This window comes from Sulfurimonas gotlandica GD1 (genome assembly GCF_000242915.1).
Classification (GTDB): domain Bacteria; phylum Campylobacterota; class Campylobacteria; order Campylobacterales; family Sulfurimonadaceae; genus Sulfurimonas; species Sulfurimonas gotlandica.
Genome location: NZ_AFRZ01000001.1, coordinates 245,984 through 272,337 on the forward strand (window position 1 = coordinate 245,984; position 26,354 = coordinate 272,337).

27 protein-coding genes and 2 pseudogenes are annotated in these 26,354 nt (G+C 31.3%); 17 read left to right on the forward strand and 12 right to left on the reverse strand.

Features of this window, described 5'->3' with window-relative positions:
* Positions 1-31 precede the first annotated feature (31 nt).
* The 4 genes from SMGD1_RS01175 (at position 32) to SMGD1_RS14815 (ending at position 4,262) form a co-directional block, all read left to right on the forward strand.
* Positions 32-1,693 (forward strand): putative bifunctional diguanylate cyclase/phosphodiesterase, encoded by a 1,662-nt coding sequence (locus SMGD1_RS01175; RefSeq protein ID WP_008340397.1) that lies wholly within the window; start codon positions 32-34, stop codon positions 1,691-1,693.
* Positions 1,694-1,959: 266 nt separating this feature from the next.
* On the forward strand, positions 1,960-2,163 hold the full coding sequence (locus tag SMGD1_RS14805; RefSeq protein WP_008338454.1) for a hypothetical protein: 204 nt from the start codon (positions 1,960-1,962) through the stop codon (positions 2,161-2,163).
* 102 nt (positions 2,164-2,265) lie between these two features.
* Positions 2,266-3,591 (forward strand): sensor domain-containing phosphodiesterase, encoded by a 1,326-nt coding sequence (locus SMGD1_RS14970; protein ID WP_008340399.1) that lies wholly within the window; start codon positions 2,266-2,268, stop codon positions 3,589-3,591.
* 5 nt (positions 3,592-3,596) lie between these two features.
* Positions 3,597-4,262 carry a putative bifunctional diguanylate cyclase/phosphodiesterase gene (locus tag SMGD1_RS14815; protein WP_008340400.1) on the forward strand — a complete coding sequence of 222 codons (666 nt, stop codon included), beginning with the start codon at positions 3,597-3,599 and terminating at the stop codon, positions 4,260-4,262.
* 123 nt (positions 4,263-4,385) lie between these two features.
* On the opposite strand, the gene SMGD1_RS14695 is transcribed toward SMGD1_RS14815, so the two are convergent.
* Positions 4,386-4,562, reverse strand: coding sequence for a hypothetical protein (locus SMGD1_RS14695; protein ID WP_008338486.1), 177 nt, complete (start codon positions 4,560-4,562; stop codon positions 4,386-4,388).
* A 435-nt stretch (positions 4,563-4,997) separates the two neighbouring features.
* Between SMGD1_RS14695 and SMGD1_RS15110 the strand changes: the two are divergent.
* The 3 genes and pseudogenes from SMGD1_RS15110 to SMGD1_RS01185 all read left to right on the forward strand — a co-directional run.
* A pseudogene (locus SMGD1_RS15110) lies at positions 4,998-5,084 on the forward strand (transposase-like zinc-binding domain-containing protein); the annotation flags it as partial.
* A gap of 30 nt (positions 5,085-5,114) precedes the next feature.
* Positions 5,115-5,291 (forward strand): adenine nucleotide alpha hydrolase family protein, encoded by a 177-nt coding sequence (locus SMGD1_RS14820; RefSeq protein ID WP_008338513.1) that lies wholly within the window; start codon positions 5,115-5,117, stop codon positions 5,289-5,291.
* 36 nt (positions 5,292-5,327) lie between these two features.
* Entirely contained in the window at positions 5,328-8,039 is a 2,712-nt protein-coding gene (locus tag SMGD1_RS01185; RefSeq protein ID WP_008338297.1) for a cation-transporting P-type ATPase, read from the forward strand.
* A 142-nt stretch (positions 8,040-8,181) separates the two neighbouring features.
* Here the strand turns inward: SMGD1_RS01185 and SMGD1_RS01190 are convergent, their stop codons facing one another.
* From SMGD1_RS01190 to SMGD1_RS01225, 8 genes and pseudogenes are all read right to left on the reverse strand, one after another.
* Positions 8,182-8,667 carry a phosphate-starvation-inducible PsiE family protein gene (locus SMGD1_RS01190; RefSeq protein WP_008338582.1) on the reverse strand — a complete coding sequence of 162 codons (486 nt, stop codon included), beginning with the start codon at positions 8,665-8,667 and terminating at the stop codon, positions 8,182-8,184.
* Between the two features lie 26 nt (positions 8,668-8,693).
* The gene (locus SMGD1_RS01195) at positions 8,694-9,563 is read right to left on the reverse strand and encodes a universal stress protein (RefSeq protein ID WP_008338312.1); all 870 of its coding nucleotides are present in this window, start codon (positions 9,561-9,563) and stop codon (positions 8,694-8,696) included.
* 183 nt (positions 9,564-9,746) lie between these two features.
* A complete protein-coding gene (locus SMGD1_RS01200) occupies positions 9,747-9,932 on the reverse strand; it encodes a hypothetical protein (protein WP_039920180.1) in 186 nt (61 codons plus the stop codon).
* Positions 9,933-10,018: 86 nt separating this feature from the next.
* A pseudogene (locus tag SMGD1_RS14620) lies at positions 10,019-10,977 on the reverse strand (IS256 family transposase); the annotation flags it as partial.
* Positions 10,978-11,092: 115 nt separating this feature from the next.
* Positions 11,093-11,539, reverse strand: a complete 447-nt coding sequence (locus SMGD1_RS14525) for a recombinase family protein (protein WP_081444065.1) — start codon at positions 11,537-11,539, stop codon at positions 11,093-11,095.
* A gap of 67 nt (positions 11,540-11,606) precedes the next feature.
* A complete protein-coding gene (locus SMGD1_RS01215) occupies positions 11,607-12,179 on the reverse strand; it encodes a hypothetical protein (RefSeq protein WP_008338638.1) in 573 nt (190 codons plus the stop codon).
* 37 nt (positions 12,180-12,216) lie between these two features.
* Positions 12,217-12,927: a hypothetical protein gene (locus SMGD1_RS01220; protein WP_241761417.1), complete on the reverse strand. Its 711-nt coding sequence runs from the start codon at positions 12,925-12,927 to the stop codon at positions 12,217-12,219.
* A gap of 729 nt (positions 12,928-13,656) precedes the next feature.
* Complete coding sequence (locus tag SMGD1_RS01225; protein ID WP_008338359.1) at positions 13,657-13,896, reverse strand: helix-turn-helix domain-containing protein; 240 nt, start codon at positions 13,894-13,896, stop codon at positions 13,657-13,659.
* Between the two features lie 127 nt (positions 13,897-14,023).
* Between SMGD1_RS01225 and SMGD1_RS01230 the strand changes: the two genes are divergently transcribed.
* The 9 genes from SMGD1_RS01230 (at position 14,024) to SMGD1_RS01265 (ending at position 23,154) form a co-directional block, all read left to right on the forward strand.
* Positions 14,024-14,518, forward strand: coding sequence for a hypothetical protein (locus SMGD1_RS01230; protein ID WP_008338533.1), 495 nt, complete (start codon positions 14,024-14,026; stop codon positions 14,516-14,518).
* 36 nt (positions 14,519-14,554) lie between these two features.
* Positions 14,555-15,253 carry a thioredoxin domain-containing protein gene (locus SMGD1_RS01235; protein WP_008338303.1) on the forward strand — a complete coding sequence of 233 codons (699 nt, stop codon included), beginning with the start codon at positions 14,555-14,557 and terminating at the stop codon, positions 15,251-15,253.
* Position 15,254: 1 nt separating this feature from the next.
* The gene (locus SMGD1_RS01240; protein WP_039920182.1) at positions 15,255-15,527 is read left to right on the forward strand and encodes a hypothetical protein; all 273 of its coding nucleotides are present in this window, start codon (positions 15,255-15,257) and stop codon (positions 15,525-15,527) included.
* Between the two features lie 124 nt (positions 15,528-15,651).
* A complete protein-coding gene (locus tag SMGD1_RS01245) occupies positions 15,652-15,837 on the forward strand; it encodes a hypothetical protein (RefSeq protein ID WP_039920183.1) in 186 nt (61 codons plus the stop codon).
* 7 nt (positions 15,838-15,844) lie between these two features.
* Entirely contained in the window at positions 15,845-16,279 is a 435-nt protein-coding gene (locus SMGD1_RS01250; protein ID WP_008338406.1) for a hypothetical protein, read from the forward strand.
* Between the two features lie 106 nt (positions 16,280-16,385).
* On the forward strand, positions 16,386-16,502 hold the full coding sequence (locus SMGD1_RS15115) for an SEC-C metal-binding domain-containing protein (RefSeq protein ID WP_198407973.1): 117 nt from the start codon (positions 16,386-16,388) through the stop codon (positions 16,500-16,502).
* A gap of 143 nt (positions 16,503-16,645) precedes the next feature.
* Complete coding sequence (locus SMGD1_RS01255; protein ID WP_008338667.1) at positions 16,646-21,436, forward strand: RecQ family ATP-dependent DNA helicase; 4,791 nt, start codon at positions 16,646-16,648, stop codon at positions 21,434-21,436.
* Positions 21,437-21,440: 4 nt separating this feature from the next.
* On the forward strand, positions 21,441-22,034 hold the full coding sequence (locus SMGD1_RS01260; protein WP_008338516.1) for a class I SAM-dependent methyltransferase: 594 nt from the start codon (positions 21,441-21,443) through the stop codon (positions 22,032-22,034).
* On the forward strand, positions 22,027-23,154 hold the full coding sequence (locus SMGD1_RS01265) for an HNH endonuclease domain-containing protein (protein ID WP_008338520.1): 1,128 nt from the start codon (positions 22,027-22,029) through the stop codon (positions 23,152-23,154). The genes SMGD1_RS01260 and SMGD1_RS01265 overlap by 8 nt, the downstream gene beginning before the upstream one ends.
* Positions 23,155-23,226: 72 nt before the next feature.
* On the opposite strand, the gene SMGD1_RS01270 is transcribed toward SMGD1_RS01265, so the two are convergent.
* The 3 genes from SMGD1_RS01270 to SMGD1_RS01280 form a co-directional block, all read right to left on the reverse strand.
* Entirely contained in the window at positions 23,227-23,772 is a 546-nt protein-coding gene (locus SMGD1_RS01270) for a pilus assembly FimT family protein (protein ID WP_008338598.1), read from the reverse strand.
* Positions 23,769-23,981, reverse strand: a complete 213-nt coding sequence (locus SMGD1_RS01275) for a hypothetical protein (protein WP_008340405.1) — start codon at positions 23,979-23,981, stop codon at positions 23,769-23,771. The genes SMGD1_RS01270 and SMGD1_RS01275 overlap by 4 nt, the downstream gene beginning before the upstream one ends.
* Before the next feature lie 256 nt (positions 23,982-24,237).
* A complete protein-coding gene (locus tag SMGD1_RS01280) occupies positions 24,238-25,317 on the reverse strand; it encodes a tellurite resistance TerB family protein (RefSeq protein ID WP_008338253.1) in 1,080 nt (359 codons plus the stop codon).
* A 323-nt stretch (positions 25,318-25,640) separates the two neighbouring features.
* Here SMGD1_RS01280 and SMGD1_RS01285 point away from each other — a divergent pair, with 323 nt between their 5' ends.
* Positions 25,641-26,342 carry a TerB family tellurite resistance protein gene (locus SMGD1_RS01285; RefSeq protein WP_008338538.1) on the forward strand — a complete coding sequence of 234 codons (702 nt, stop codon included), beginning with the start codon at positions 25,641-25,643 and terminating at the stop codon, positions 26,340-26,342.
* The last annotated feature ends 12 nt before the right edge of the window (positions 26,343-26,354 follow it).

Here is a 26,354-nt window from a genome sequence, read left to right on the forward strand (position 1 = left end):
TTTACGTCTGACAAATAATATTATCGACACAGTGCCAGTAAGAATTTTTTGGAAAGATATAAATGGTACTTATCTCGGTGCAAATAAACTTTTTCTAGAAGATGCAAAACTTAGTAGTAAAGATGAAATTATTGGAAAAAATGATTTCCAAATGCCTTGGGGAGAAACCGAAGCGAAACTATATAGAGCTGATGATTTAGAGGTTATGAATAGTGATATCTCGAAAATAAACTTTGAAGAAAGTCAGACCAATGATAAAGGAGAAACTACTGTACTTTTAACTTCTAAAATAGCTTTGAAAAATGCTAATGAAGATATCATTGGAGTGTTTGGAAGCTATATGGATATCACAAAGCAGAGGAATACAGAAGATGAACTAAGAGAACAAAAAGTAATTCTAAGTCATCAAGCCCATCACGATGCACTAACAGGACTGCCAAATAGAGTACTTTTTAATGACAGATTAGAACAAGCAATAGAGAAAGCTAAACGGAGCAACTCTAAGATAGCACTTCTTTTTATCGACCTAGATCACTTTAAAGAGATTAATGATTCGCTCGGTCATGATGTTGGTGATGAGATTTTAAAAACAGTAACGACAAGGTTAAACGAGTCTAAAAGAGATGAAGACACCTTAGCACGACTAGGTGGAGATGAGTTTACTATAATCCTAGAAGATTTACATCAAGTACAAGATAGCTCTTTAATAGCAAATAAAGTACTTGAGAGTTTATCTAAGTCTATGAATGTTAATGACAATGTTTTATACGTATCAAGTAGTATAGGAATAAGTATTTATCCTGATGACGGAGTATCTACTAAAGACCTTCTAAAGTTTGCTGATTCTGCAATGTACAAAGCAAAAGATGAAGGAAGAAATAACTTTCAATACTATAACTCAACATTAACAGAACTCGCATTTGAAAGAGTTGTAATGGAAGCAAGTCTAAGAGCTGCTTTAAAAAATGAAGAGTTTATAGTTTATTATCAAGCACAAGTCAATGGAGATACAGATACTATAATTGGAATGGAGGCACTTGTAAGATGGCAACATCCTACTATGGGTTTAGTCTCTCCTGCTAAATTCATTCCTCTGGCAGAATCAACAGGGCTAATAGTTGAGTTAGATAGATATGTTATGAAAACAGCTATGACTCAAATATCTAAGTGGTACGAAGAAGGATTAAATCCTGGAGTATTAGCAATGAATCTTGCTGTAAAACAACTTCAAAAAGAAGACTGTATTGAAGTATTTCAAGAGCTGGTAAAAGTGACACAATGTAGACCCGAATGGTTAGCACTAGAAGTGACAGAAGGTAAGATTATGACGCATCCTGAAAAAGCTATTGTCATCCTACAAAAGATTAGTGACTTAGGTATAGAGCTATCAGTGGATGATTTTGGAACAGGATATTCATCTTTAGCATACCTCAAAAGGTTACCAATAGATAAACTAAAAATTGATCAAGCATTCATAAGAGACTTGCCAGATGATGAAGAAGATGCAGGCATTACTAAGGCTGTTATAGCACTTGCAAAAAGTTTAAACCTCAAAGTTATTGCTGAAGGTGTTGAAACTCAAGTGCAAAGAGATTTTTTAGTTGAAAATGGATGTGAAAATATTCAAGGGTACTTTTACTCCAAGCCTATACCTTCTGATGAGTTTGAAAATATACTTAGAAATGGGTTTTAAATATTAAGCACTTCTGAGTGGAAAATCAAACTCTTACATGATTATGTGAGCTTATAGAAAAAATAGCACATTATCTACTTAAGTTCAACAATCAGTAGGTTTTGGAGTGTGTTCCAAAATTCAACTCTATTTGGAACAACCCATCCGTTACTGAAAATTGTTCCAAAATTAAGAGCAAGTGAGACACTTAGTCGTAGAGAAGTATTGGTTTGAATTGAAACTAGTTTATAAATATCGTTGTTATAAATATGTGTTATAATCAAAGTATGAATATTACAGACAATTTAGATATTACTTCAAATAAACAATATGAGTTTATATATGAAGATAATCAAATGATATTAGAATATATTACTCAACATAATGATTTAAGCATCATTCTCGACAAAATAGTTCATTTAGCAGAACATATGAACCCTAATTCAAAATGTTCTATTTTAATACTCAACGATAGTAAAAAAACCTTTTAAGTGGTTCAGCTCAGTTTACCAGATTTTTATATGAAGCTATAAATGGTGTAGAGATGGAGAAAAGTTGGATCTTGCGGTAGTGCAACATTTAAACGAGAGAGAGTGATAGTTGAAGATATTGATACCCATGAAAACTGGCAACCTTATTTAGCCTTAACACAAAAAGCAAATCTTCATGCATGTTGGTCTGAACCTATATTCTCTTCAAGTGATGAAATACTTGGAAGCTTCGCAATTTATAATGATCACATAAAAAGGCCAACTGATTTTGAGTTAAAGCTTATTAGTTCCTATGCACACTTAGCTTCTGTAGCAATCGAAAAAGAGAACAATAATAAGTTGTTTAAAGAGAAAGAACATCAAATATTAGAGCAGATAAAAAAATCTAACGATATTTTAGAAGATAGTTTACGTCTGACAAATAATATTATCGACACAGTGCCAGTAAGAATTTTTTGGAAAGATATAAATGGTACTTATCTCGGTGCAAATAAACTTTTTCTAGAAGATGCAAAACTTAGTAGTAAAGATGAAATTATTGGAAAAAATGATTTCCAAATGCCTTGGGGAGAAACCGAAGCGAAACTATATAGAGCTGATGATTTAGAGGTTATGAATAGTGATATCTCGAAAATAAACTTTGAAGAAAGTCAGACCAATGATAAAGGAGAAACTACTGTACTTTTAACTTCTAAAATAGCTTTGAAAAATGCTAATGAAGATATCATTGGAGTGTTTGGAAGCTATATGGATATCACAAAGCAGAGGAATACAGAAGATGAACTAAGAGAACAAAAAGTAATTCTAAGTCATCAAGCCCATCACGATGCACTAACAGGACTGCCAAATAGAGTACTTTTTAATGACAGATTAGAACAAGCAATAGAGAAAGCTAAACGGAGCAACTCTAAGATAGCACTTCTTTTTATCGACCTAGATCACTTTAAAGAGATTAATGATTCGCTCGGTCATGATGTTGGTGATGAGATTTTAAAAACAGTAACGACAAGGTTAAACGAGTCTAAAAGAGATGAAGACACCTTAGCACGACTAGGTGGAGATGAGTTTACTATAATCCTAGAAGATTTACATCAAGTACAAGATAGCTCTTTAATAGCAAATAAAGTACTTGAGAGTTTATCTAAGTCTATGAATGTTAATGACAATGTTTTATACGTATCAAGTAGTATAGGAATAAGTATTTATCCTGATGACGGAGTATCTACTAAAGACCTTCTAAAGTTTGCTGATTCTGCAATGTACAAAGCAAAAGATGAAGGAAGAAATAACTTTCAATACTATAACTCAACATTAACAGAACTCGCATTTGAAAGAGTTGTAATGGAAGCAAGTCTAAGAGCTGCTTTAAAAAATGAAGAGTTTATAGTTTATATCAAGCACAAGTCAATGGAGATACAGATACTATAATTGGAATGGAGGCACTTGTAAGATGGCAACATCCTACTATGGGTTTAGTCTCTCCTGCTAAATTCATTCCTCTGGCAGAATCAACAGGGCTAATAGTTGAGTTAGATAGATATGTTATGAAAACAGCTATGACTCAAATATCTAAGTGGTACGAAGAAGGATTAAATCCTGGAGTATTAGCAATGAATCTTGCTGTAAAACAACTTCAAAAAGAAGACTGTATTGAAGTATTTCAAGAGCTGGTAAAAGTGACACAATGTAGACCCGAATGGTTAGCACTAGAAGTGACAGAAGGTAAGATTATGACGCATCCTGAAAAAGCTATTGTCATCCTACAAAAGATTAGTGACTTAGGTATAGAGCTATCAGTGGATGATTTTGGAACAGGATATTCATCTTTAGCATACCTCAAAAGGTTACCAATAGATAAACTAAAAATTGATCAAGCATTCATAAGAGACTTGCCAGATGATGAAGAAGATGCAGGCATTACTAAGGCTGTTATAGCACTTGCAAAAAGTTTAAACCTCAAAGTTATTGCTGAAGGTGTTGAAACTCAAGTGCAAAGAGATTTTTTAGTTGAAAATGGATGTGAAAATATTCAAGGGTACTTTTACTCCAAGCCTATACCTTCTGATGAGTTTGAAAATATACTTAGAAATGGGTTTTAAATATTAAGCACTTCTGAGTGGAAAATCAAACTCTTACATGATTATGTGAGCTTATAGAAAAAATAGCACATTATCTACTTAAGTTCAACAATCAGTAGGTTTTGGAGCATTTTTGAAAAATACTTATTTATTTTCCTTTATATCATCCCAATATTTTCTAAGTTTTTCAGTGTAATAAATAGCAGCATCTTCTCTGGACATTCTTCGAGGTATTTTTATATTAAGTGGTTTTGATATCCAATTACCGTTTACAAGTTTCATATCATACTTAACAAGATAATAATATTCTCCATAAGTCATAATATCAAACCCTCTATTTCAGTATTGTTAATTATATCAAAACTAGAATACGAATATTTTGTGATTTTCGATTTAAAGTAAAATTTTACCTTTTATTCTCTTTATGTGTACCTTTTGGAGCATGTTCAAAAATTCAACTCTATATGGAACAACTTCTCTGTTATTACAAATTGTTCCAAAAATAAGAGATACTGAGATAGAAGAAGTTCCTCATTCTGATACTCTCCAATTTATATAGATTATTTTGTAGTAATTATAATATGTCTACTTTATAGGATGCCTCCTTTTGACATATGTAGGGGATATCCTAAAAAGTATACACAATGATAAAAGTGGACTTAATGAAAAATTAGGGGGTCTAAAAAGTACTTGAAAGTATGGTATATTGGTAGTAAACAAAGGTTTATTTATAAATGGCTGTAAAAAACTGTAAGAATATGTCCAAGTTGTCAAAATAATAACACTAAAAAGATAGGAATAAGACGAGTTATTCAGAGATATAGATGTAATGACTGCAACAAAAAGTTTCAATTAAAAAGTACAAAACTAAAGATGGACGAGTTTTTAGATAATATAGAGGATATGGAAATAGAATTAATTCGATGTGATATTTCAATTAATGAGGATCTTTTAAACTATATAGAAAAAGATAATGCCAATCTACTTGTATTAGGTTCTAAGGGAATAAATAATTTGAACTCATTTATTTTTAGAAGTAAAAAGAGTTAAGGAATAATTCAAACGCTACTAATAAAAGGAAAAATAATGAGTAATGATACATATGAAAACTGGCATAGTAGAAATGAACTAGATATAGTGAAGGTTCTTGTCTCAAATACAGAAAGTGGACTAGAGAGAGCTGAAGTAGAAAAAAGACGTGAAAAATATGGTAAAAATACTTTAACTGTAAAAAAGACAATATCTCCACTAGTACGCTTTTTAGTTCAATTTCACCAAGCACTTGTTTATATATTACTAGTGGCTATAGGGGTAAAGTTATACCTAGGTGCTTATGTAGATGCTAGTGTGATTTTTGGTGTAGTTTTGCTCAATGCCATTATAGGGTTTGCTCAAGAAAGTAAAGCACTTAATGCGCTAGCGGCTCTTTCACAGGCTTTGTTAACTACAAGCACTGTTCTGCGTTCAGGAGAAAAACAACAAATAAATGCAAAAGAACTTGTTGTAGGAGACATCGTACTATTACAGTCTGGTGATAAAGTACCAGCTGATATACGTCTGCTCTCTTCGCGGGAACTACAGATAGACGAATCTGCTTTAACGGGTGAATCAACCTCCGTTGCAAAGATGGAAATTCCACTAAAAAAAGAGACTTCACTTGCTGACCGTAGTAATATGCTGTACTCATCTACATTAGTAACCTATGGTATGGGAACCGGTATTGTTGTTGAAATCGGAGACAATACTGAAATAGGTCATATTTCAAAACTACTCAATAACACACAAGTCCTTACTACGCCTTTAACTCGAAAAATATCTAAATTTAGCCACATCTTATTATTGGTAATTCTTGGGTTGGCCACATTAACATTTTTGATAGGTCTTTGGCATGGTAACTCATGGGAGAGTCTCTTTATGGCATCTGTCGCTTTATCCGTTGCTATGATACCAGAGGGATTACCTGCAGTTATGACAATTATTTTAGCGATAGGCGTTTCGCGAATGTCTAAACAAAATACTATTATTCGCCATCTTCCAGCGGTGGAAACTTTGGGAAGCACTACAATTATTTGTTCAGATAAAACAGGAACTTTGACTCGCAATGAAATGACGGTACAAGAGCTTTTCACCGCAAATGAAAATTTTGAAATAAGTGGAATTGGATATATACCAGATGGAGAAATTAGACAACTAAACAATAAATGCGAGGTAAGCAAAAAGCCCACTCTATTAGAACTACTAAAAGCTGGTCTATTATGTAATGACTCTATGCTAAAAGGGAGCGAAAAATCATGGACGATAGAGGGAGATCCCACAGAGGGTGCATTACTAGTTTCAGCTAAAAAAGCATATATAGATTTTGATCTTCTTTACACTCAAATGCCAAGAGTTGACACCATCCCTTTTGAATCACAATACCAGTATATGGCGACTCTACATTTTGACAAAAAAATGAATCAACACATAGTATATTTAAAGGGTTCAGTAGAGAGTGTTTTAGAGCGTTGTAGCACTTATTTGGATATAAATGGCAATCCAGTTCCTATTATAAATGAAGAAATCCATATTCAAGTCCAATCTATGGCAAAAAAAGGGTTGAGAGTATTGGCTTTTGCCAAACTTATCACACAGAGCAATATTCAAAGTCTTAGTCATGACAATGTAGCTCATGGATTAGAGTTTATTGGACTTCAAGGGATGATTGATCCACCAAGAGAAGAAGCAATTCGTTCAATTGAAGCATGCAAAACTGCGGGGATACAAGTAAAAATGATTACAGGAGACCATGTAATAACGGCTACGGCAATTGCTACAAAAATGGGTTTAATTCAATCTGTAATGAAAAACGAAGAAACTGTTGCAATTACAGGCAAAGAGCTTGAAGTTCTAAACAAAGATGAGTTGATTCAAGCTTCAAAGAGTGCATCCGTTTTTGCTAGAGTTACGCCTGAACAAAAGTTACGGATTGTAGAAGCCCTTCAAGCGGATGGTGAAATTGTTGCAATGACGGGAGATGGTGTAAATGACGCACCAGCCGTTCGTAAGGCAAATATTGGAATTGCCATGGGAATTACCGGTACCGAAGTCGCTAAAGAAGCTGCAGACATGGTACTAACAGATGACAATTTTGCTTCAATTGAAGCAGCGGTTGAAGAAGGGCGTGGCGTATTAGATAATATTATAAAATTTCTTGGTTTTATACTAGCAACCAACTTTGGCGAAGGGCTTGTTATTATAGTTGCTATTTTAGTTAATGAGACACTGCCTATCCTACCCGTTCAAGCACTATGGATAAATATGACAGCTTCTATTTTTCTTGGTTTAACTCTAGCATTTGAGCCACGAGAACCAGGACTAATGCAAAAACAGCCACGCTTACCTTCCTTGCCATTACTTAATGGGGAAATGATTTTCCGTATTTTTTTAGTGGGCTTAATGTTACTTGGAGGCTCTTTTGGTTTATTTGAATTAGCGCTCAATCGAGGAGCTAGTTTAGAGGAAGCTCGAACAATAGCAGTTAATGTATTTGCGGTTGGAGAGTCTTTTTATTTATTAAACTCTCGCTCCTTACGCTTTTCTATATTTAAATTAGGGATATTTACCAATATGTGGATTTGGGGTGGTGTTTTGGCTATGATAACTGCTTCCATAGCACTTACATATCTACCTATTATGAATCAGATGTTTCATACGGCACCTATTGGACTAAATGATTGGTTACATATTTTTGGGGTTGGACTTATAATTTATAGTGTAGTTTCTATTGAAAAAATCATTCGTCAAAGGCTTAAGCACTAGCCATTAAGTGATTCTTGTTAATACACGGTTAAAGTTCAATTAAAATGATGTTTATCTAAGGACTCTATACTTTTATTATGCCAGTTTTTTAATGGTGAGATCGGTATATCCGATTGAATATTCATCTACTTATCCTCTTTACTCAATGTGTATTAGTAGAACCTTTTCTTTCATCTATCATATTTTCTTTATGATGTTTCCCTATAAGATAATAAGTAATACCAAGTGCTAAAACTACTGCAGCCGTAGCAAAAATATACATAGGAGTTATAGTATTGAAATCTATTATAATTACTTTTCTAGCAATTGCCATTAAGGCCGTTGCGACTACCAATTTAATGGGTATTACATCTGTTCTTAGATACATAACAATATTTTGATAAATTTCTATAGCTATAAGTACAGCAAGAAAAGCTGCAAAGGTTTTAAATATGTCTGATATACTAAGTAACATAAATGGTGGAGCCATTAGATTTTGATAAAGTACATATACAACATCACCTACACCCCAAAATATTACAAGCACCATTAATATTGCTAATACTTTTACAGCTATCTTTATTGTTTTATGTAAAAATGCGATTAAAGCATCTTCATGCTCTGTCGGGAGTTCGTCATGAATATTCATTATATTTCCTTGTTAAATTATTTATCTTACTCTTGATTCAGGGGAATGTAAATTAACACATCTGTGAGAGTGTTTCTAAGTAGATAAGAAGCAGTAGAACTAAGAAATGAACCTGCAATGTCAGATCCAGTAGAACCAAGAACAATAAGGTCACTTTCTTTATTTTGAATATACTCAAACAAACTCTTATTAATAGATGAAGAACTTTTAATCATATCTATATGCTTAATTCCTACATCTTGTTTAAATATATCTGCATGTGACCGACCTAAGAAGTCTGGGTACTCTTCTTCCTTATTTGACTTGAGTGTATAAAATTCCATTGTAAAATCATCTAAACTTTTATAAGCATGTATAAGTGTAATAGGAGAAGATCTAAATGCTATTTGTGTGAAGAGAACACTTTTTTTAGAAGAACTCGAGAAGTCTGTTGGTGCTAAAATATTTTTGTAAGCTCCTTGAAAACTATTTTTAATTACTAAAACAGGACGCCCACTCTCCTCTGCAATTTTTTGTACAGTAGATCCAAGATAGTAGTCCTCAATTTTTGCTTTTGAATGTGAACCAATAATAATCAAATCAGCATGAATTTTTTCGGCCATATACATAACCTGCTCGGAAGCATCCCCTATAGTGATATTTACAATATATTCAACAGATTTATATTCATTTAGTGCATTTAGTTTATGGACTATCTTTTTTTTGATAGCATCTTTGTCAATTTTCTTTCCTAAAAATTCTGAGGTTATTTCTATATCCATTAGTGGTATATCAATAGTATGTATGAAGTGTAGTTGTGCATTTGTTTCTTTTGCAGTTAACATAGCTCTTTTCATAACTTCATCATCTAAAATGGACATGTTGATTGCAGCAAGTATAATATGTAGTTTCCTCATAATTTCTCCTCTAGTTAGTAATAACTTTAACTATTTTAACATATTTTGTATGCTAATTTGACTATTTAGAATAATTCCATAACTATGGTTTTAAAACTTCTGGAATATCGATAGTTCCATCTTTGTTTTGATTATTTTCCATGATTGGAATGTCCTTTACAAACTAGACAGTTACTAAAACTGTTATATTTGGCAATCTTTAGCTTTAGGATAGAAATACGCAGCACCACCATAGGTGACTGCAAACACTACAAGGCTTATTATAGAGTTGCTAGTAAATAATTGTGTAATAGTTACTGCAACTGCTGCTAATAAAAATATGATAACGAACTTGATTATAAATCCATAGGGTGTGCATTGTCCTAGCATTTAAACCTCTTATATGTTTTTGAGAAGTATAGCAGTATATTGTTAAGCAAATAGCTGTATTAATGGAAAATGTAAGCTCCATAAACAGTAGTGTAAATAACTCTGCGTATATCTTCTGGATATTTAAAATACACAGAAAGGTTCTCCCATTTATTACGCCATGATTTAATAACTATAGGATATTTAGAGCCCCATTTTTCTTCAAGTCTATCTAATTCAACTTCAGCAGCTCCTTTAAAGATAGCCCGATAAACAAGTTTGAGATCCTTCATAAACTCTTTTTGATTTTTAGAAGCGACATATCGTATGGAATTTCTGATTTAATGTACAATGCATAGTTGAACTTCTGTTTTTGGAAAAATAGCTTTAATAGCTTCAGGAAAGCCTTTTAAACCATCAACTGATGCTATGAGTATATCTTGTATTCCTCGATTATTTAAGTCTGTTAAAACTTGTAACCAAAAGTTAGCACCTTCATTTTCAGATAGGTATAACCCCAGTATCTCTTTTTTACCACTTAGTCCTACCCAGAGTATGGTATATACTGCTTTAGAGATATACTTCCCACTCTCTTTAATTTTATAGTGGATGGCATCAAGCCACACAAATGGATATATACTTTCAAGTGGACGTTGTTACCACTCTATAATTTTATACCCTCAAGGGGCACCTCGTCTGTTATAGAGCTGATTGTCGCTTTAGAAAACTCTACACCGTACATTTCATCAATATGTTCAGATATTTGACTATAGCTATTGCCTAAAGCATATAATGATAATATCTTCTGCTCTAATTGTTCTGATATATGAGTCTGATGTTTTTTTACTATCTCAGGTTCAAATGAACTATTCCTATCACGTGGTACATCTAAATCAAATGTACCGACACTACTTTTCATAGTCTTTGAAGATTTACCGTTTTTACGATTATTAATCTCTGTAGATAAATGAGATTCAATTTCAGCTTCGAGAACTGCTTCAGTAAGTTGTTTAATCAGTGGAGCAAGCACTCCATCTTTGCCATCAATTCTGGCACCTTTTTTTATGAGTTAAAGTGCCTCGTCCATATTGAACTGTTGTTTCATAAGTCATTCCTTTAGAATTTAATATTCTATCGGTCTGACACAAAGTTTTGAACACTTCCTAATTAGTGTAGCCAGATCACTCTAATATTTCTAAGTTATAAGGATCCAAAACTCTCACTTTTGCTTTTGCACCTTTTGGTCTCCCCAGAATTTTTCCAGATGCTTTTGCCGCAGCTAAACCCTGTTTAGTACGTTCACTTATAATTTCACGTTCCGTCTGAGCGAAGTACCCATATATCGATAATAACAGCGATGATAAAGCATTATTTTGATTCATGGATAGTTCTGGTTGATTTACAAAAATCAGTTTAATGCCGGTACTGCTGAATCTCTCAATTAGATTTAAAATCTCAAGCATATTACGACCTAAGCGACTAAGCTCTGTACAGATTAATGTATCACCTGCGTTTAACTTTTTAAACAGATCATCAATTAATCTTTTTTTTGTATCATCTTTTGACGAAACTTCAATTTCTGCAAAATCATCAATAATTAGTTTTTGCTGTTGAGCATATGTTAGTATCTTATGCTTTTAGTTCTCAAGGTTTTGTTTATCTGTAGAGACTCTTATATATCCTAGTATCATTTATCTAATTTCCATAATCTGCAAAATAATCGATGAAGTTCTTTTCTTCTTCTTCTTTTCGTTTTTGTTTTTGTTTTTCCTCTACTTCCCACTTTTCTCTTTTATGTCTAAGCACCTCCATTTCTTCCTCTTTTGCCAATTCGAGGGCTGTTTTTGGAGCATACATGTCCATTCTATATTTAAGGTTAATATTGTTTTTTTCAGCGTATTCAAGCAGTGATTTATCTATTAAATTTATCGTTTTTTTAACTTTCATATTTTCACTGTCCTCGTATTTTTTTTTAAACTTCACATATTCAGTCAGGAACTTGTAAATATATGCTGTTTTTATAGCGTTTTCAAAGTATCTTTTGATGTCCGTATTTTTAGCCTCAAGTATTTTATTTTCATCTGTTATATTTGTAAAAAATTCTTTCTCAAAATGCTCAAGCAATAAAGAATCACCTTCGTTAAAGTCAAAGTCATCCATGCTCTCTTTTAAAATCTTTACATTTGTTTTGTACTTGTTGGAACTTGATTTAATCTCGATCCACTTCGTACCACTTTTTATTAAACTACATTCTTTAAATAATCTCATAATATTCTATCCTCTAAGTAAGTCATCAATCACCTTTTTATGCAGCTCGCATCTGCAGCTTATAGTTCTTATTTTCTTTCGCAGTTGGAGAAGTGATAATGTTTTTAACCATTTTTGTAATATCAAAAAGACCTCGAAAATAACGCTCACCAGCAATCTTGAACTCATAGCTTATATCCTTGTGCGTGAACCATATATCATTTGTCTCATAGTCTTCAATGTCCATGGCTAGCAAGAATTCAGAGTTTATCTCGTTATCAGTAGTAATTAATATTCTATATTTATGGTATTTTCTTTCATCGTTTTCATTTCTTTCAGTAATCTCAAAACTGTATGATGCATCTTTTATATCCATAATATTCTTATTAGATAAATAAGTATCTAAGAGTTTTTTGAAGTATGTCTTATCGAATATCCTAAAGTTACAGGCCAAAAAATTAGCTTCTGAAAATAGACGAAAAATATTTTCATCGTTATCATATAGTTCAAGGTCATATTCGTTAACACACAAAAAACTTACGATAAGTTCTCGATAATACCTTGTCCCTTCATTAGATTTTAAAATTTTCATATTATATTTATGTTCAACATCATGTATCTCTTCTTTAAGAAAATCAAGAGCATTATATATTTCATTTAGTTTACTCTCTTTAGATTTATACGTAGAACTGTCTTGATCGGTATGCTTGTTAAAAAAATCTCTCAACTCATCTTCTTGAGCTTCTAATAAATTTTCAATAGTTTTCAATTGTACAATTTTTTTAACGACTTTATTTAAACTACTCCTCAACATGAAAATACCCTTTAACATAAAATACTATATATCTTAATTTATTATATTAAAATAGAGTAATTAAACCATCAAATTAACTCTTACTTTTTTAATCAATATCATAAGTTTTTGTTTAATACTACATTTATATTATTAAGCAAAAAAATTGCAACTATTGTAACAAATCACAATCAACTAAATGACTTTTTAGTTGATTATAATTAACTACAGTAGCTAAATTATTCTCAGAATAAAAGCATTTTTTGTAGTTCTTGTTATCATTGTAATTCATCTTCCAGAAAGCATCCGGAACTGCTTAATTTAACTCCGCGCTTGACACACTGTCTATATTATTGTGATAACAAACTTAATTGCAACTGAAAAAATAGCAAAATTGATACTGTTTTAAAAGTTCCATTTCTATCAGTTTTGTTGTATTTATCAACTAATATCTACTATAAATCCCTATATTGTGAACTTTAGATCACTTCACGAAGAATAAAATTCTGATATTACTTATTTTAAAAAATTGATTTTTCGTAAAATTGATTTTTTGTTTTGATGTTATATTAGTTAATAAATTAACTATTTTTTTGTAAATTCATAAGTTTAAAAAAATCAATTAAGAACAATATATTTAAAAAGTTGATGAGAGTAAAACTATAGCAATTATTTAAAAAAAAGAAAGATATTAAGAAGTATTAATTAACCCTTCTTTGGTATAAAATCAACAACTTCCATTCCAAAATAATCTGCTATTTTGCAAAGATGAAGTAAATTATATGAAACATCATGCTTCCTAGTTTCAATCTTAGCGACATAGTTTGGAGAAGAGAAGTCTAATACTTGTGCTAGTTTTAATTGACTAATGCCTCTCTTTTTACGTTCAATTTTAACATTTTCGACAATTTTATCAAGGAATAAATCAGGGTTAGATTCTAGCAATTATAAACACCTATAAGTTTTTTGTATATTATCTGTATAGATTAATTGAATACAAACACTTATAAGTGTTTGTTAAAGTTATATCATGTACTATTCCTTTTGCAATATATAACTAATAAGGGAAGAAATGAGAAAAATAATTGCGATAGGATTGCTATGCAGCGCAATATGTGTATCTATAATAAATGCAGATAATAATTTATCATTAAATGTTGGTGGAGCAGGTACAACAATTGAATCAAAGAGTTACGGTGGTGTTTCAGTAGGTCTTGAATGGTCTCTATGGAAGTTCAATAATGAAAAATTAGTAACATATACAGGATTAGGTGGAGCTAGTGTAAATAATGGTTATTTTACTTATATTGGTTTAGGTGCAAGATATAACATTATTGATAATCTTTGGATAGGTATAAAAGCTAATGGTTCTGGCTTGTCATCTACAGATAATAGTAGTAACACAGATTATATAGGTTTTACATATGGAGTTGATGCAAAATATGATTTTACTAGAAGCCACGCCGCTATATTGTCATATATAGGTGGAAACCTATCTGCGAGTAAAACAGAAGTGCTCAACGTTGATATTTCATCAGTTAGCTTGAGTTATGTTTATAGCTTTTAAATCGTAAACAACAATATATTTATAAAAGGGAAGATTATGAAAAAAAAGAAATCTTATATCCTAAGTTTATCAATAGCTCTAGGATTGTCATTTGGACTAACTGGTTGTGGAGGTTCTGTACTAGAAGTACTAGATACTACTTATAAAGAACTAAAACAAATTAACAATAGAAATAGTAATGAAACAATATTTACTGGTGAAACATTATATTCAGTTGATAAAAATAAAAAGTGTATTAAAGCACCTTTTGATACATTAGAGTTAAAAGAGCATAAGCATGAAGTGAATTATGAGAATCATGGTAATATTTGGATACTTCACAGAAGAAACAGCTCCGATACTATACTTGCAACAACAGATAAAGAGTTATGTGATAACATTTTAGTTGATACAGATAAAATCAATAAAATGAGTGAAGAAGAACAAATTGAATTGATGAATAAAAATGGTATTTTAGTTAAATACATAACTGATCCTAGTGAAAAAGTTCAATTGGCCGCAGTAAATAATACAAATAATGCATTGAAGAATATTTCTACACCAACTCAAAAGACAACTATGTATGTAGAACAAAAAAACAAACCTAGATATACAAGACCTTTAGGTTATGGAGATATAGACTATTGTAGACAAGTTGCTCTAAAGGCGCGGGCGTATGGAGCTACAAATGCTATGCAGGCATATCAAAATTGTTTAGATAGCATTAAAGCTAGTTTGCTTGTTAAAGGAGAATAATATGAATTTAATAAAAATTGTAACAATTACATTAATTCTATTAAGTCATTTATACGCTGAGCAGTGGTATATCTACGACTATAAATCAAAAGTATGTGCAAGTATAGATTCACCGTATGTATATAGGAATATGGGTTATAAAGTAATACAGCAAGATGATATTTTTATAGTAAGTGGCAATGGTGTTATGGCGTGGATTACTTCAAATATCTCAACATGTCAAAATAAGCTTAAAAAAATGGTTGAGATACACTATCAAAATAAAAGTAAATAATTATATGTGTATGAACTAATGTTATTTCAGTAAAACTACTACAACAGAAACGAACTTGACTATTTCGCCAATTATTAATATTATATAAGCAGAAACAGAGCTTGAAGATAAAGGAATTAAGTTGGTGAAATTTATGTACATAATACTTTCTCTATCGATGGGCTTATTTGTAAATGAACTTGTAAATTGTATGATTGAAGAGTGTAACGCTTTTTATTTTGGTCTTTCAATCATTATGCTTCTTGGTGCTATGCTTGCTGTAGGCAAAGCAGAGTATGAAAAAAAGCTATTAAATAATCAGGGCTCTTGATACAAAAATGACAAATCTCATATACTATAATAAAGAAACCGGTAGCTATATACAGTTTGAAATAGAAGGAGAGCATACTTATAGTTTTTTTGATAATGAGACAGATATCAAAGATGCTGCAAATAACTTTGTAGAGTATGCAATGTCTAAAATACTGCAATTTGGAGCCACTATTGAGTTTCCAATAAAGTTACTTCAAGAGTTAGAAGATGAGCAGGAAATAGATCTGTTCTTGCTGGCTCCTTTTAATGAAAAAATCAAAGATGCTTTAATCTCTTGTATTTTTGCAATAATCCCAGAAAACAATATCAAGAACTACTTCGATATAAAAACTAACTCACATTACATTTCTGAAGCAGTAGGTGCTGAGTCAATAATTATATGCCAAGAGTTATATGACGGAAAATACTATGCAACTGATGTTGTGAATGGCGGCGCTTAATTAGGCAGTAATTTTCTATTAAAATTTGTCAAATAGGCTTTTTAAAACAATAAACATGCCTAATTGGACTCCGCGGTTGACACAAATAACCTCTAGTATAAAAGATATGGCCAATTATATTGAGGCTAATAAACCACAACCAACTAAAGCTTCAAAAAAAATTGGAAGAAATGAAAAATGCCATTGTGGTTCACAAAATAAGTATAAGAGTTGTTGTCTTTGATTTAATGAATTAAAATATGTCTTGTTTATATAGAACATTTCAATTTAACAACTACTTATGTTTGTAATTTAATTAATTTTAATTAAAAACAATGTATTCTATCTAGAATACATATATCAATGTTTACAAGTGAGTAATTATTAATGAATATAGAACCTCTTTATATAGATATTGAAGCTACATATAGTGGGGATATTCAAGAACTTGGACTGATATATAAAGAAGAGGAATTAAAAACTACTTCCATTAAAGAAGCATATGAATATATACAAGATGCTTCTACTAACTACATTGTAGGGCATAATATAATTGCCTTTGATAAAAAAATTCTAGAGACTAGCTCTATAAACAGTTTGCTTCATGGAAAAGTATTTATTGACACTCTGCCTATATCGATGTTATTATTTAACGAAAAAACGTTTCATAATCTTCCAAAAAATTATAAAAATGAAGATAATTTTTTAAATGATCCAGTCAAAGATGCGAAACTTTCAAAAGAGCTACTTGTTAAGTCTATAAATAAGTTTAGAATACTACCGACATTACAAAGAAATATTTTATTTACTCTATTAAAAAATGAAGAATTATTTGAAGGTTTCTTTGAGCTAATAGAAAAGGAAAATATTTTTGAAGAACTTAGTGAACCAATACTAAAGGGTTCTATTCTAAATATTTTCAAAACTATAGTTAAGAATCAGGAAGTACTGCAAGAAGCTTTAGAGCTAAAAAGAATTGAACTCGCATATATACTTGCCATACGTATGCCTGAACTTGAAGTAAATGCGCAACCACCCAAGGTATTATATGATTATCCAGACATTACATCACTGCAGGAAAGAATGTGCTTTGATTATGACAATTCTGTTGATGAACTAAGTAGTACTGCTGAAGAAATTTTTGGCTTTGGTACGTTTAGAGACTTTCCTCGCCAAAATGCTACTCTTGAAACTGGGAATATGATATCTCAAAAAGAAATAGTTCAAGCTGGTTTAAAAAATGAGTCATTTCTTGCGATTTTGCCAACAGGAGGAGGTAAAACTTTCACTTTTTGGCTTCCTTCTTTAATAAAAGCCAAATCATTAAAGACTCTTACTGTTATAGTCTCTCCGCTCCAGGCACTAATAAAAGATCATATGGAAAGTTTTCATGAATCAGTAGCTAATTATAAAGCTGTTGCCCTGAGTGGGTATTTATCTCCAACAGAACGTTCAGATGCAATGGATAAGGTAATTAATGGTGATGCAGATATTCTTTATCTAGCTCCAGAGAGTCTTAGGTCTAACTCAGTATTTAATTTGCTGAAAAACCGTGTTATTGAACGATTTGTTATTGATGAGGCCCATTGTCTTTCGACTTGGGGAAATGATTTTAGACATGATTATTTTTACATAGGTACTTTTATAAAAGATTTACTAAAAGAAAAGCCTTTTCAAGAGCATATACCAATATCTTGCTTCACTGCAACTGCTAAGCCACAAGTTATAGAAGATATAACTGAATATATAGAATCCTCTCTAAATGTTCAAATGAGTCGTTATATAGCAATACCTGAACGAAAGAATCTAGACTATGAAGGATATGAGTTAGAAGATGATAAAGCTAAGTATACAAGCCTATTAGAGTTTATTAATAAAAATGAAGGCTCTACCCTAATTTATATTCCATCTTCTACTAAAAAATGTGATGATGTAGCTGAACAATTATCTATTGATACAGGTAAGAATGTTAAATCATTTCACTCTAAATTAGAAACCGATATAAAAATGCAAATTTTGAAAGATTATATTGATGACACAATAGATATAGTTGTTGCAACAACTGCATTTGGTATGGGAGTTGATAAACCAAATATTAAAAATGTAATTCACTATGAGATATCAGAATCACTAGAAAATTATTCTCAAGAAGCAGGTAGAGGGGCTAGAGATCAAAAGCTTAGAGCAACGTGCCCATTATTATTTTCTCAAAGTGATTTAGATAAACACTTTACGACACTTACTCGTTCAAAAATCAATGCTGATGAAATAAATTCAATATTTAAAGTGCTTAAAAGTGATAAACGTAATCCGGTAGCCCTAACAACAAGAGAGATTGCTGCTAAAGCAGGATGGGATACAGAAGACAATTCTAATGATTATGATATGAAGGTTAAGACAGCTCTTTTGGAGTTAGAAAGAGAAGATTACCTAGAAAGATCTAGGAATAAAGTACAATTTTATGCTGACGCTATAGCACTTGACTCTCTTGCTATATTACAAGAGGCATATAATACTAAAGAGTATAGTAAAGATTCAAAAGACAGGTTGTCCCGTATACTTCAGACACTGCTAGGAAGGGGAAAGCCAGAAGCAGTTCAATTAGATGAGATGACTGAACTACTTGGCTATTCTCATGCAGAAGTCACTCAATCAGTTTTAGAGCTTAAAGAGATGAAGATCATTTCTGATGCAAAAGACTTGAGTCTTAAAATCAGTAAAGATAATAGAGATACATATACAGTTTATCAGCAAGTTGAAAATATATTATATGAATATTTAGTTCGTGATAATAACCATACAATTAGAATGAGTGAGCTGAATCAATTGTTGTTAGATAATGAAACATTAAATATTAAAAATGAAAATATGGCTCCAATTATAAAGGTACTACTTAAGAGTTGGATAGGAAATAGACATCAATTTAAATTTAATAGGATAGATAGGCAAAAAGATCTTTGGTACTTTGAATTCATTGATACAAAAAAAGTGAAAGAAATTATTGGATACAAGCATTATATAACCTCAAAAATTATGAAATTTTTGACAAAAAATATTACTGACAAGAAATCATCTTCTAAAGAGTCGGTTGAGTTTTCAATGTTAGAACTTCAAGAAGAGTTAAAGATTGAAAATCTAAAAATAATAGATAAAGCGCTACTTCACTTACATGAATTAAAAGTTATTGAGCTTGGAAATGGTCGTTTTATATACTATGCACCAATGAATATTCAAAAGCTTGATAGAATGCTAACACCTAATAAAAAATACACTAAACAAGAGTATAAAACTAGGCTAGAGCCATATTATCAGAGGAAAATGGAATCTATCCATATAGTTGGAGAGTACTCTACAAGACTGATAAAAGACTCTAAAAATGCACAAATATTCATGAAAAATTATTTCACCCTTTCACGTAAAGAGTTTCTAAAAAAATATGGTGAGTTAGAAGAAAAATTCAAACGTCCAATGACAGAGTATCGTTACAATAAAATTTTTAATGAATTATCTGATGAACAGAAAAAAGTTATTGACGACAATGAGTCTCAAGGAATGATGATTTTAGCTGGACCGGGTAGTGGAAAAACAAAAGTTTTAGTACATAAAATAGCATCTCTAATTTTACAAGAGAATATAAAAGCTGATCAATTTTTGATGTTGACTTACTCACGCACTGCAATGTTAGAGTTTAAATCTCGTTTATTTGAGTTGATTGGTCAGTTGGCATATGATATAGATATTTTTACTTTTCATGGTTTTTCTCTTCAACTTGTAGGAAGAGAAGTAAGTAGTGATGACGATCTACTGAAAAATGTCGTAGCTCTTGCTGCAAAGCAAATAAATGATGGGAAAATAGAAGTACCTTTTAAAACAGTCCTTGTTTTAGATGAGTATCAAGATATAAATGCTGATGGTTTTGAGTTAATAAAGGCATTATCAACGGCACATGAAAACAAAAAAAGACTTATTGCTGTTGGGGATGATGATCAGTGTATCTTATCTAATGTGAATGGTGCAGATATAAAGTATATTAAGCTATTTGAAGACGAGTTTGGAATTAATGATGAAGATATTAAATCATATGCTCAGTACGAGCTTTTAACTAACTTTAGAAGTCTACAAAGCATTGTAGAATATTCTAATAACTTTATTAATAATATCAATATGAGATATAAAAAACATCCCCTTTTAGCTAATTCAAAACATCAAGGTGAAGTTGTAATACTCAATTGTAATTCACAGTATTTACAACAACCAGCCATTGAACAAGTTAAAGATTATATTGAAAAAGACAAGAGTTTAGCTGTATTAGCCTTCAGTAATAACGAAGTCGCTGACATATACTCATTATTACATGAAGAAGGTATTCCTGTAAGCTATTTGCTAAATAATGATGGGTTTAAGCTAAGTAATTTAGTAGAAATCAGATATGTTGATCAACTTTTAAAAGATAAAGAATTGAATGAAAATCTTCTATGGGAAGTCTATGAAGAATCTAAAAAACGATATACTGGATCTAAAAATTTATTGATACTGTATGGAGTTATAAAGGGTTTTATAGATGATCATGAGCTTTATACGCCTTCTTTATGGAGTATATATTTAGATGAAATATCTTCTGAGCAGCTAGTTAATACTTTTAATAAAGTTTTAGTCTCTACAATACATAAATCAAAAGGTAAAGAGTTTGATACAGTTGTCTTAATGGCTCATAAGGCTACCTTAGATGATGAATTCATTAGATTGTTTTATGTTGGGATGACTCGTGCGAAAAAGAAGTTGATAATTGTTACTGACAATAGTGTATTTAGTAAGTATGCTACAGAATCAGTGGAAAATAAACATAACACCAATGTTTATATTGAACCAAAGAGAAAAACACTTGTTATGGACTTAGAACATTTATATCTTAGTTTTAGAGTTAGCAAAAAGATTGATCTTATAGCCGGCAGTCAAGTGTTTGTAAAAGAACTTACCAAGGATCAACGATATTATTTAGTTCAAAATGATATATTAATTGCACAGTTTTCAAAAAAAATGCAAAGCGAAATAGAAAAGTATGAAAGACAAGGATATAAAGTATTGAATATTAATATTGAAAATGTCGTTGAATGGTTTGATAAACAATCAAATATTAATAGGCAGTTGCCATTATGTAAATTAGTAATGGAAAAGTAATTATATGAAAACAACAGAGTTTTATAACACTAAATCAACAGAGCTAATAGATAGATACGATAAAGCTGATATGTCACTACTACATAATTTATTTATAAAATATATACCATTGAATAGTAGTGTTATTGATATTGGATTTGGATCAGGCCGTGACTTACAATTCCTATATGATAATGGATATGATGTGTGGGGCATAGATCCATCTAGTGAATTTATCAAGAATGCCAAAAATAGGTTTAGTGATAAAAAAGACCATTTTTTTAAAACATCTGTGCCGTTTCAAAAAGAACTATTAGAGCTAAATGAAAAGTTTGAAGCAGTTATTTCTATAGCTGTTTGGATGCATTTTAAGCAGAGTAAATATGAAGAAGTAGTAGCAAATATAGTGCAATTAACAAAGCCAGACTCTAGTATAATAATTAGTTATTCAGATGGAAAAAGGCTGAATGATGAACGTTACTTTGAAGATGTCAATTTAGTTTATTTAATAGAACTTTTCAACTCTAGAGGTTTCACATTAGTCGAAACTATTAAACATGAAGATAGTTTAAATCGTAAAAATATATCTTGGAAAACGGTGATTTTTAAAAATGATTGATGTCGAAGCTCTAAAACAAATAAGTTACATTATAGAAAATGATTCTACCTCAAGTACATACAAATATGTTTTACTTAAAAGTGTTATTAACGCGTCTCAAAAGTATGAGCATTTAATAGAAGTAAAAGATAATAGAGCCAGTATACCTATAGGACTAATTGTAGAGCAATGGATTTTAGATTATATGCCATTTGTATTTAAAAATATTTCTCAACAAAACAGTGGTACAGTATTAGATAAGCCAATAATTGCTAATTACAACAAAATATTTTATTTATTAAATCTTGATAGATATGTTGAATGGGAATATGCATATATGCAGTTTATAAAGTCATATAAGAGTTCAAACTTATCATTAGAGTTATCAAATGAATTTTTTAAGCTTGCAAGGAAAATGGCAAAAAAAATCGTCAGTATGCCGATGCGATATATTGGTAGGTCAGAGTATGAGTTTTTTACTCCAGATAAAGAAAGCTTTGCTGATATAAAACTTGAAAATGGGATGATGTATGATTCTAGTTTTCTTGTAAGAGAATTTGGCTCCTTCTCCATCTCAGAACAACACTATAATATCTTCCGTTATTTAGGTCAAACCTTATATGGTACTTCGACTATATTGTCAAAATGGAAACAGAAAACTTTAGCGCTGAACGTTGATCAATCATATGCAAAAGACATGATAGACAAACTTTCTAGTGATACATTAGAAGTTAGGAATACATCAGCAATTAGAAATATATTAAATGAAGAGAACGAATGTGTTTGGTCTGGTAAAGAGCTGAGTGGAACGAACTATGATGTTGATCATGTATTGCCTTTTTCTGTATGGTTTAATAATGATTTGTGGAACATGCTACCTACTGATCGTGATTTAAACCAGAGAAGGAAAAAGAATAAGATTCCATCTCCTACATTAATTGAAAATAGGTCTGATGTTATTAAGCGATACTGGCATGATTATTTTAAAGAATTCCCACTATTATTTAAGTCTCAAGTAGAAGTTTCTTTGACAGGAACTAACGTTAGAATAGATGAATTCATGGATGTAGCACTAGACTCATTATGTAGAAAAAGCCATTATCTAATTAATGATAGAGGGCATACACCTTTTTACGCTTGATTAATTTAGAATACTGCTATTATAAAAACAACATTATTTGTCTATTTATAAGTGTGAGTAATATACTTCCTCTTATATCCCCGAAACATATCCTGTCTCTGGTCTAATTGTTAATACTACGCTTGTTTCTCCAGTCATAGAAATTGTGATTAAACAGTCTGCTACCATTAAAGAGCCTGCTGTATAAGATTGTGTCCAAGCATTAGTGTCTCCAATCATCGGTCTTCCCATATGGTCAAAACTGATCTCAGCATTAGCTCCACCACAACCTGCACCAAAATTAAGTGTTACACCATAGTCATCATTTAAGTTGATGGCAGATAGGTTCTGATCTCTATTTAGTGAGTCTACAGCAAACGTAGCTCCGTCATCACTTCCTATAGAGTACGTATTACCTGTAAAGTCAATCTGCCATCTATCTTTAAACCATACATTATTACCTGCGTCAAATTTATCATCTACCATTGCTAAGTGTTGTGCATATCTAATATGTGATTGTAGTTGTACAGCGGATTCTGCTACTTTGCTACTCTTCATATCAGGAAGCATTACCGCAGCCAATATTCCTATGACAACTAGTACAAATACTAGTTCTAACATTGTGAAAGCTTTTTTCATTTTACACATTCCTTTTCTAGAGCTATTTTAATGTCTCTATCGCAGTTAAAGTACATTCGTATAGCAAATACCCATCCAGCAATAGCTAGAGCAAATATAGCAACGAGTATGTAGTGATAAAATGCTAACCACTCTACCCCAAACATATCCACAAAATAAAAAATCACATAGTCACTAAACGGTAAAACTCCAGTTCTTATTAATTCCATAAATGCTTAACTCCAGACTTGTTTGTTTAATTATATTTCATTTTATTATAAGATTATACCTGATTTGGTTTAATAATATATGTTTTCACTTGGTTAGTAGTTGTCTACTTTCTAGGGTAAATTCCATAGTGATATAACCCTTTCATCATAATTCAGCTTGTTCTGATTTGCATTAGCATTAGTTGGTTGTTACTGTGTCTGATTTGTGGGGAATGGTTCGCCGGTTAATATAACCGGCAGAATATTTCTCATAGTTTTATAAAAGTTGTTTTTTAACTGCATCTAAAAGTAATTGCTCTTCATTGGTTATAACATCATCAGCGGATATAATTTTTTCTATTATTTTAACTACATCTTCAATCTGATTTTTAGAAAGTAGTCCTTGTAACTCATTCAGTAAAACATCAAAATCTTCTTCTTTATTAATTTGCTTAAATAAGTTTTGAACATCTTCATCATCAAGAAGATACTCATTTTTTATAAAGTTAACGAGGATGTCTAATTCTGCATTACTTACTTCACCATCAATGGAGACTGCATGATATAGCAACGTGATAACTGATACAATCATATTCTCATCAAGCTCTTCACCTCTAGTAAGTGATTTTAGTTGATTTAATAGACTGCTCTTAACTTTTGTTTTTTGTTTACTTTTTAGATTTTGCTTGATTGTTAATTTTGATATCTTTTCTTCAATATTTGTCAAATCTTTATTTTCAAATTTTTCACCTAACTTATTAAAATACTTCATAGCTAAGTCTAAAAATTTATCTATATTGCCATTATCCCAAGCAGTTAATTGATTAAATGTCTGCACAAAACTTTTCCCATCCTCTTTTCCAAAAGCTTCAATTGCTATTGCCTCTATTTCAGTGTCTTCATACATCATATTTGATAATTTCATTGATACTAATACAATGAATGCAGTAAGAGCCGATTTAATTAGCACTATTAATGATCCAAACATTACACCACCTATTATTGTAGCTGGTCCAGCAAAAGCTCCTATGGCAAATAACATTGTAATTAAAGATATATCCCATACCATAAGTCCTAGGAGTGTGGAAAGCGAAACTATAATTCCTGTGAATAATAATTTTGTCTTAGTATCAGTACTTTTAGAATTTAAAGCCGCGAAAATGAATTTAATGAAATTTGGTCCTATATAAACTGTTTTTTTAACTATATCTCCCGGTATACTCCTAATATACTTGATAAGTTCTTTATAGTTATTACCTTCTCTTTCCATACTTTTTACACCTGCTACTGCAACACTTTCAGCTACTACCGCTGATTTGTCAGCTATGGTGGTAGCTTCTTTTATTTCTTTATACATTTTTTTCCTTGAATCAGTATTTGTGACATAGTGCATTAATTATAACAAAGAAAAGTATTAATTAATTTTAAAGTAGTTTAAATTATAAATAAAGAGGGGGTGTTGTGATAAATCTGCAACCAAGTAATAAAAAAGTCTGTATAAGACACGAAGCGAGTCGCACATACTTCCATCAATTCCTAGAAACATCGTCAGGCAATTAGTTTGTGGGGAATGGCTCGCCGGTTATGGGAACCGGCGAGAGGAATATTTTATTTTAAAATATTCCTTATAGTTATTTAATAGTACAATAGTTTAATGAAATTTATTTTAAGGGCAATAATATGGGGTTTGGTAAGATTTTAGGTTTAGCAGCTTTGGGTGTAGGTGCTGTAGCAGCCGCACCATTTACAGGTGGTGGTTCGTTGTTCGGAGCAGCTACTTTAGGTGCCTCTTTAGCAGGAGCTGGAGCTATTGCAACTGGCGCAGGTGTAGCTGGTGCTGCTGCAGGAGCTGCTTGGTCAAGAAAAGATGATGAGAATGAGCAAAAAAAAGATGAGGAAATTTCTAGTTTAAATAAAAAAGCAGAAAAATTTCAACAAGCATTTGAAGATGCCGTCAATGAATTTAAAGGAGATAAAGAATATTTCAATTACATTATTGCTTGTAGTGCAGTAGGCATTGCTGCTGCAAATTCAGATGGTGAAATAGTAAAAGAAGAAATAGATGAAATTAATGAGTTTGTTGGTGGGATCTCAAATGCAAATTATCCTAAGCATGTAGTAGAAGCTATTGCTAAACTAATAGATAATCCTCCTACTTTGAATGAAGCTATCAGTTATATGAAACATGTTCAGAAGTCTAATCATGAAAGTATTAGAGATTTAATAGAACTAGTTATAGAAGCTGATGGTAAAGTTCTTGAAGAAGAAAAAGCTTTCTTAGAAGCCTTTAACTATGCTATGAAAATGGTTAAATATACTGCTGAAAGAGAAGATAATGATAATAAATTTGTAAATGAAATTAAAGAGCGACTTTCAGCCTAAAATTTATTTAAT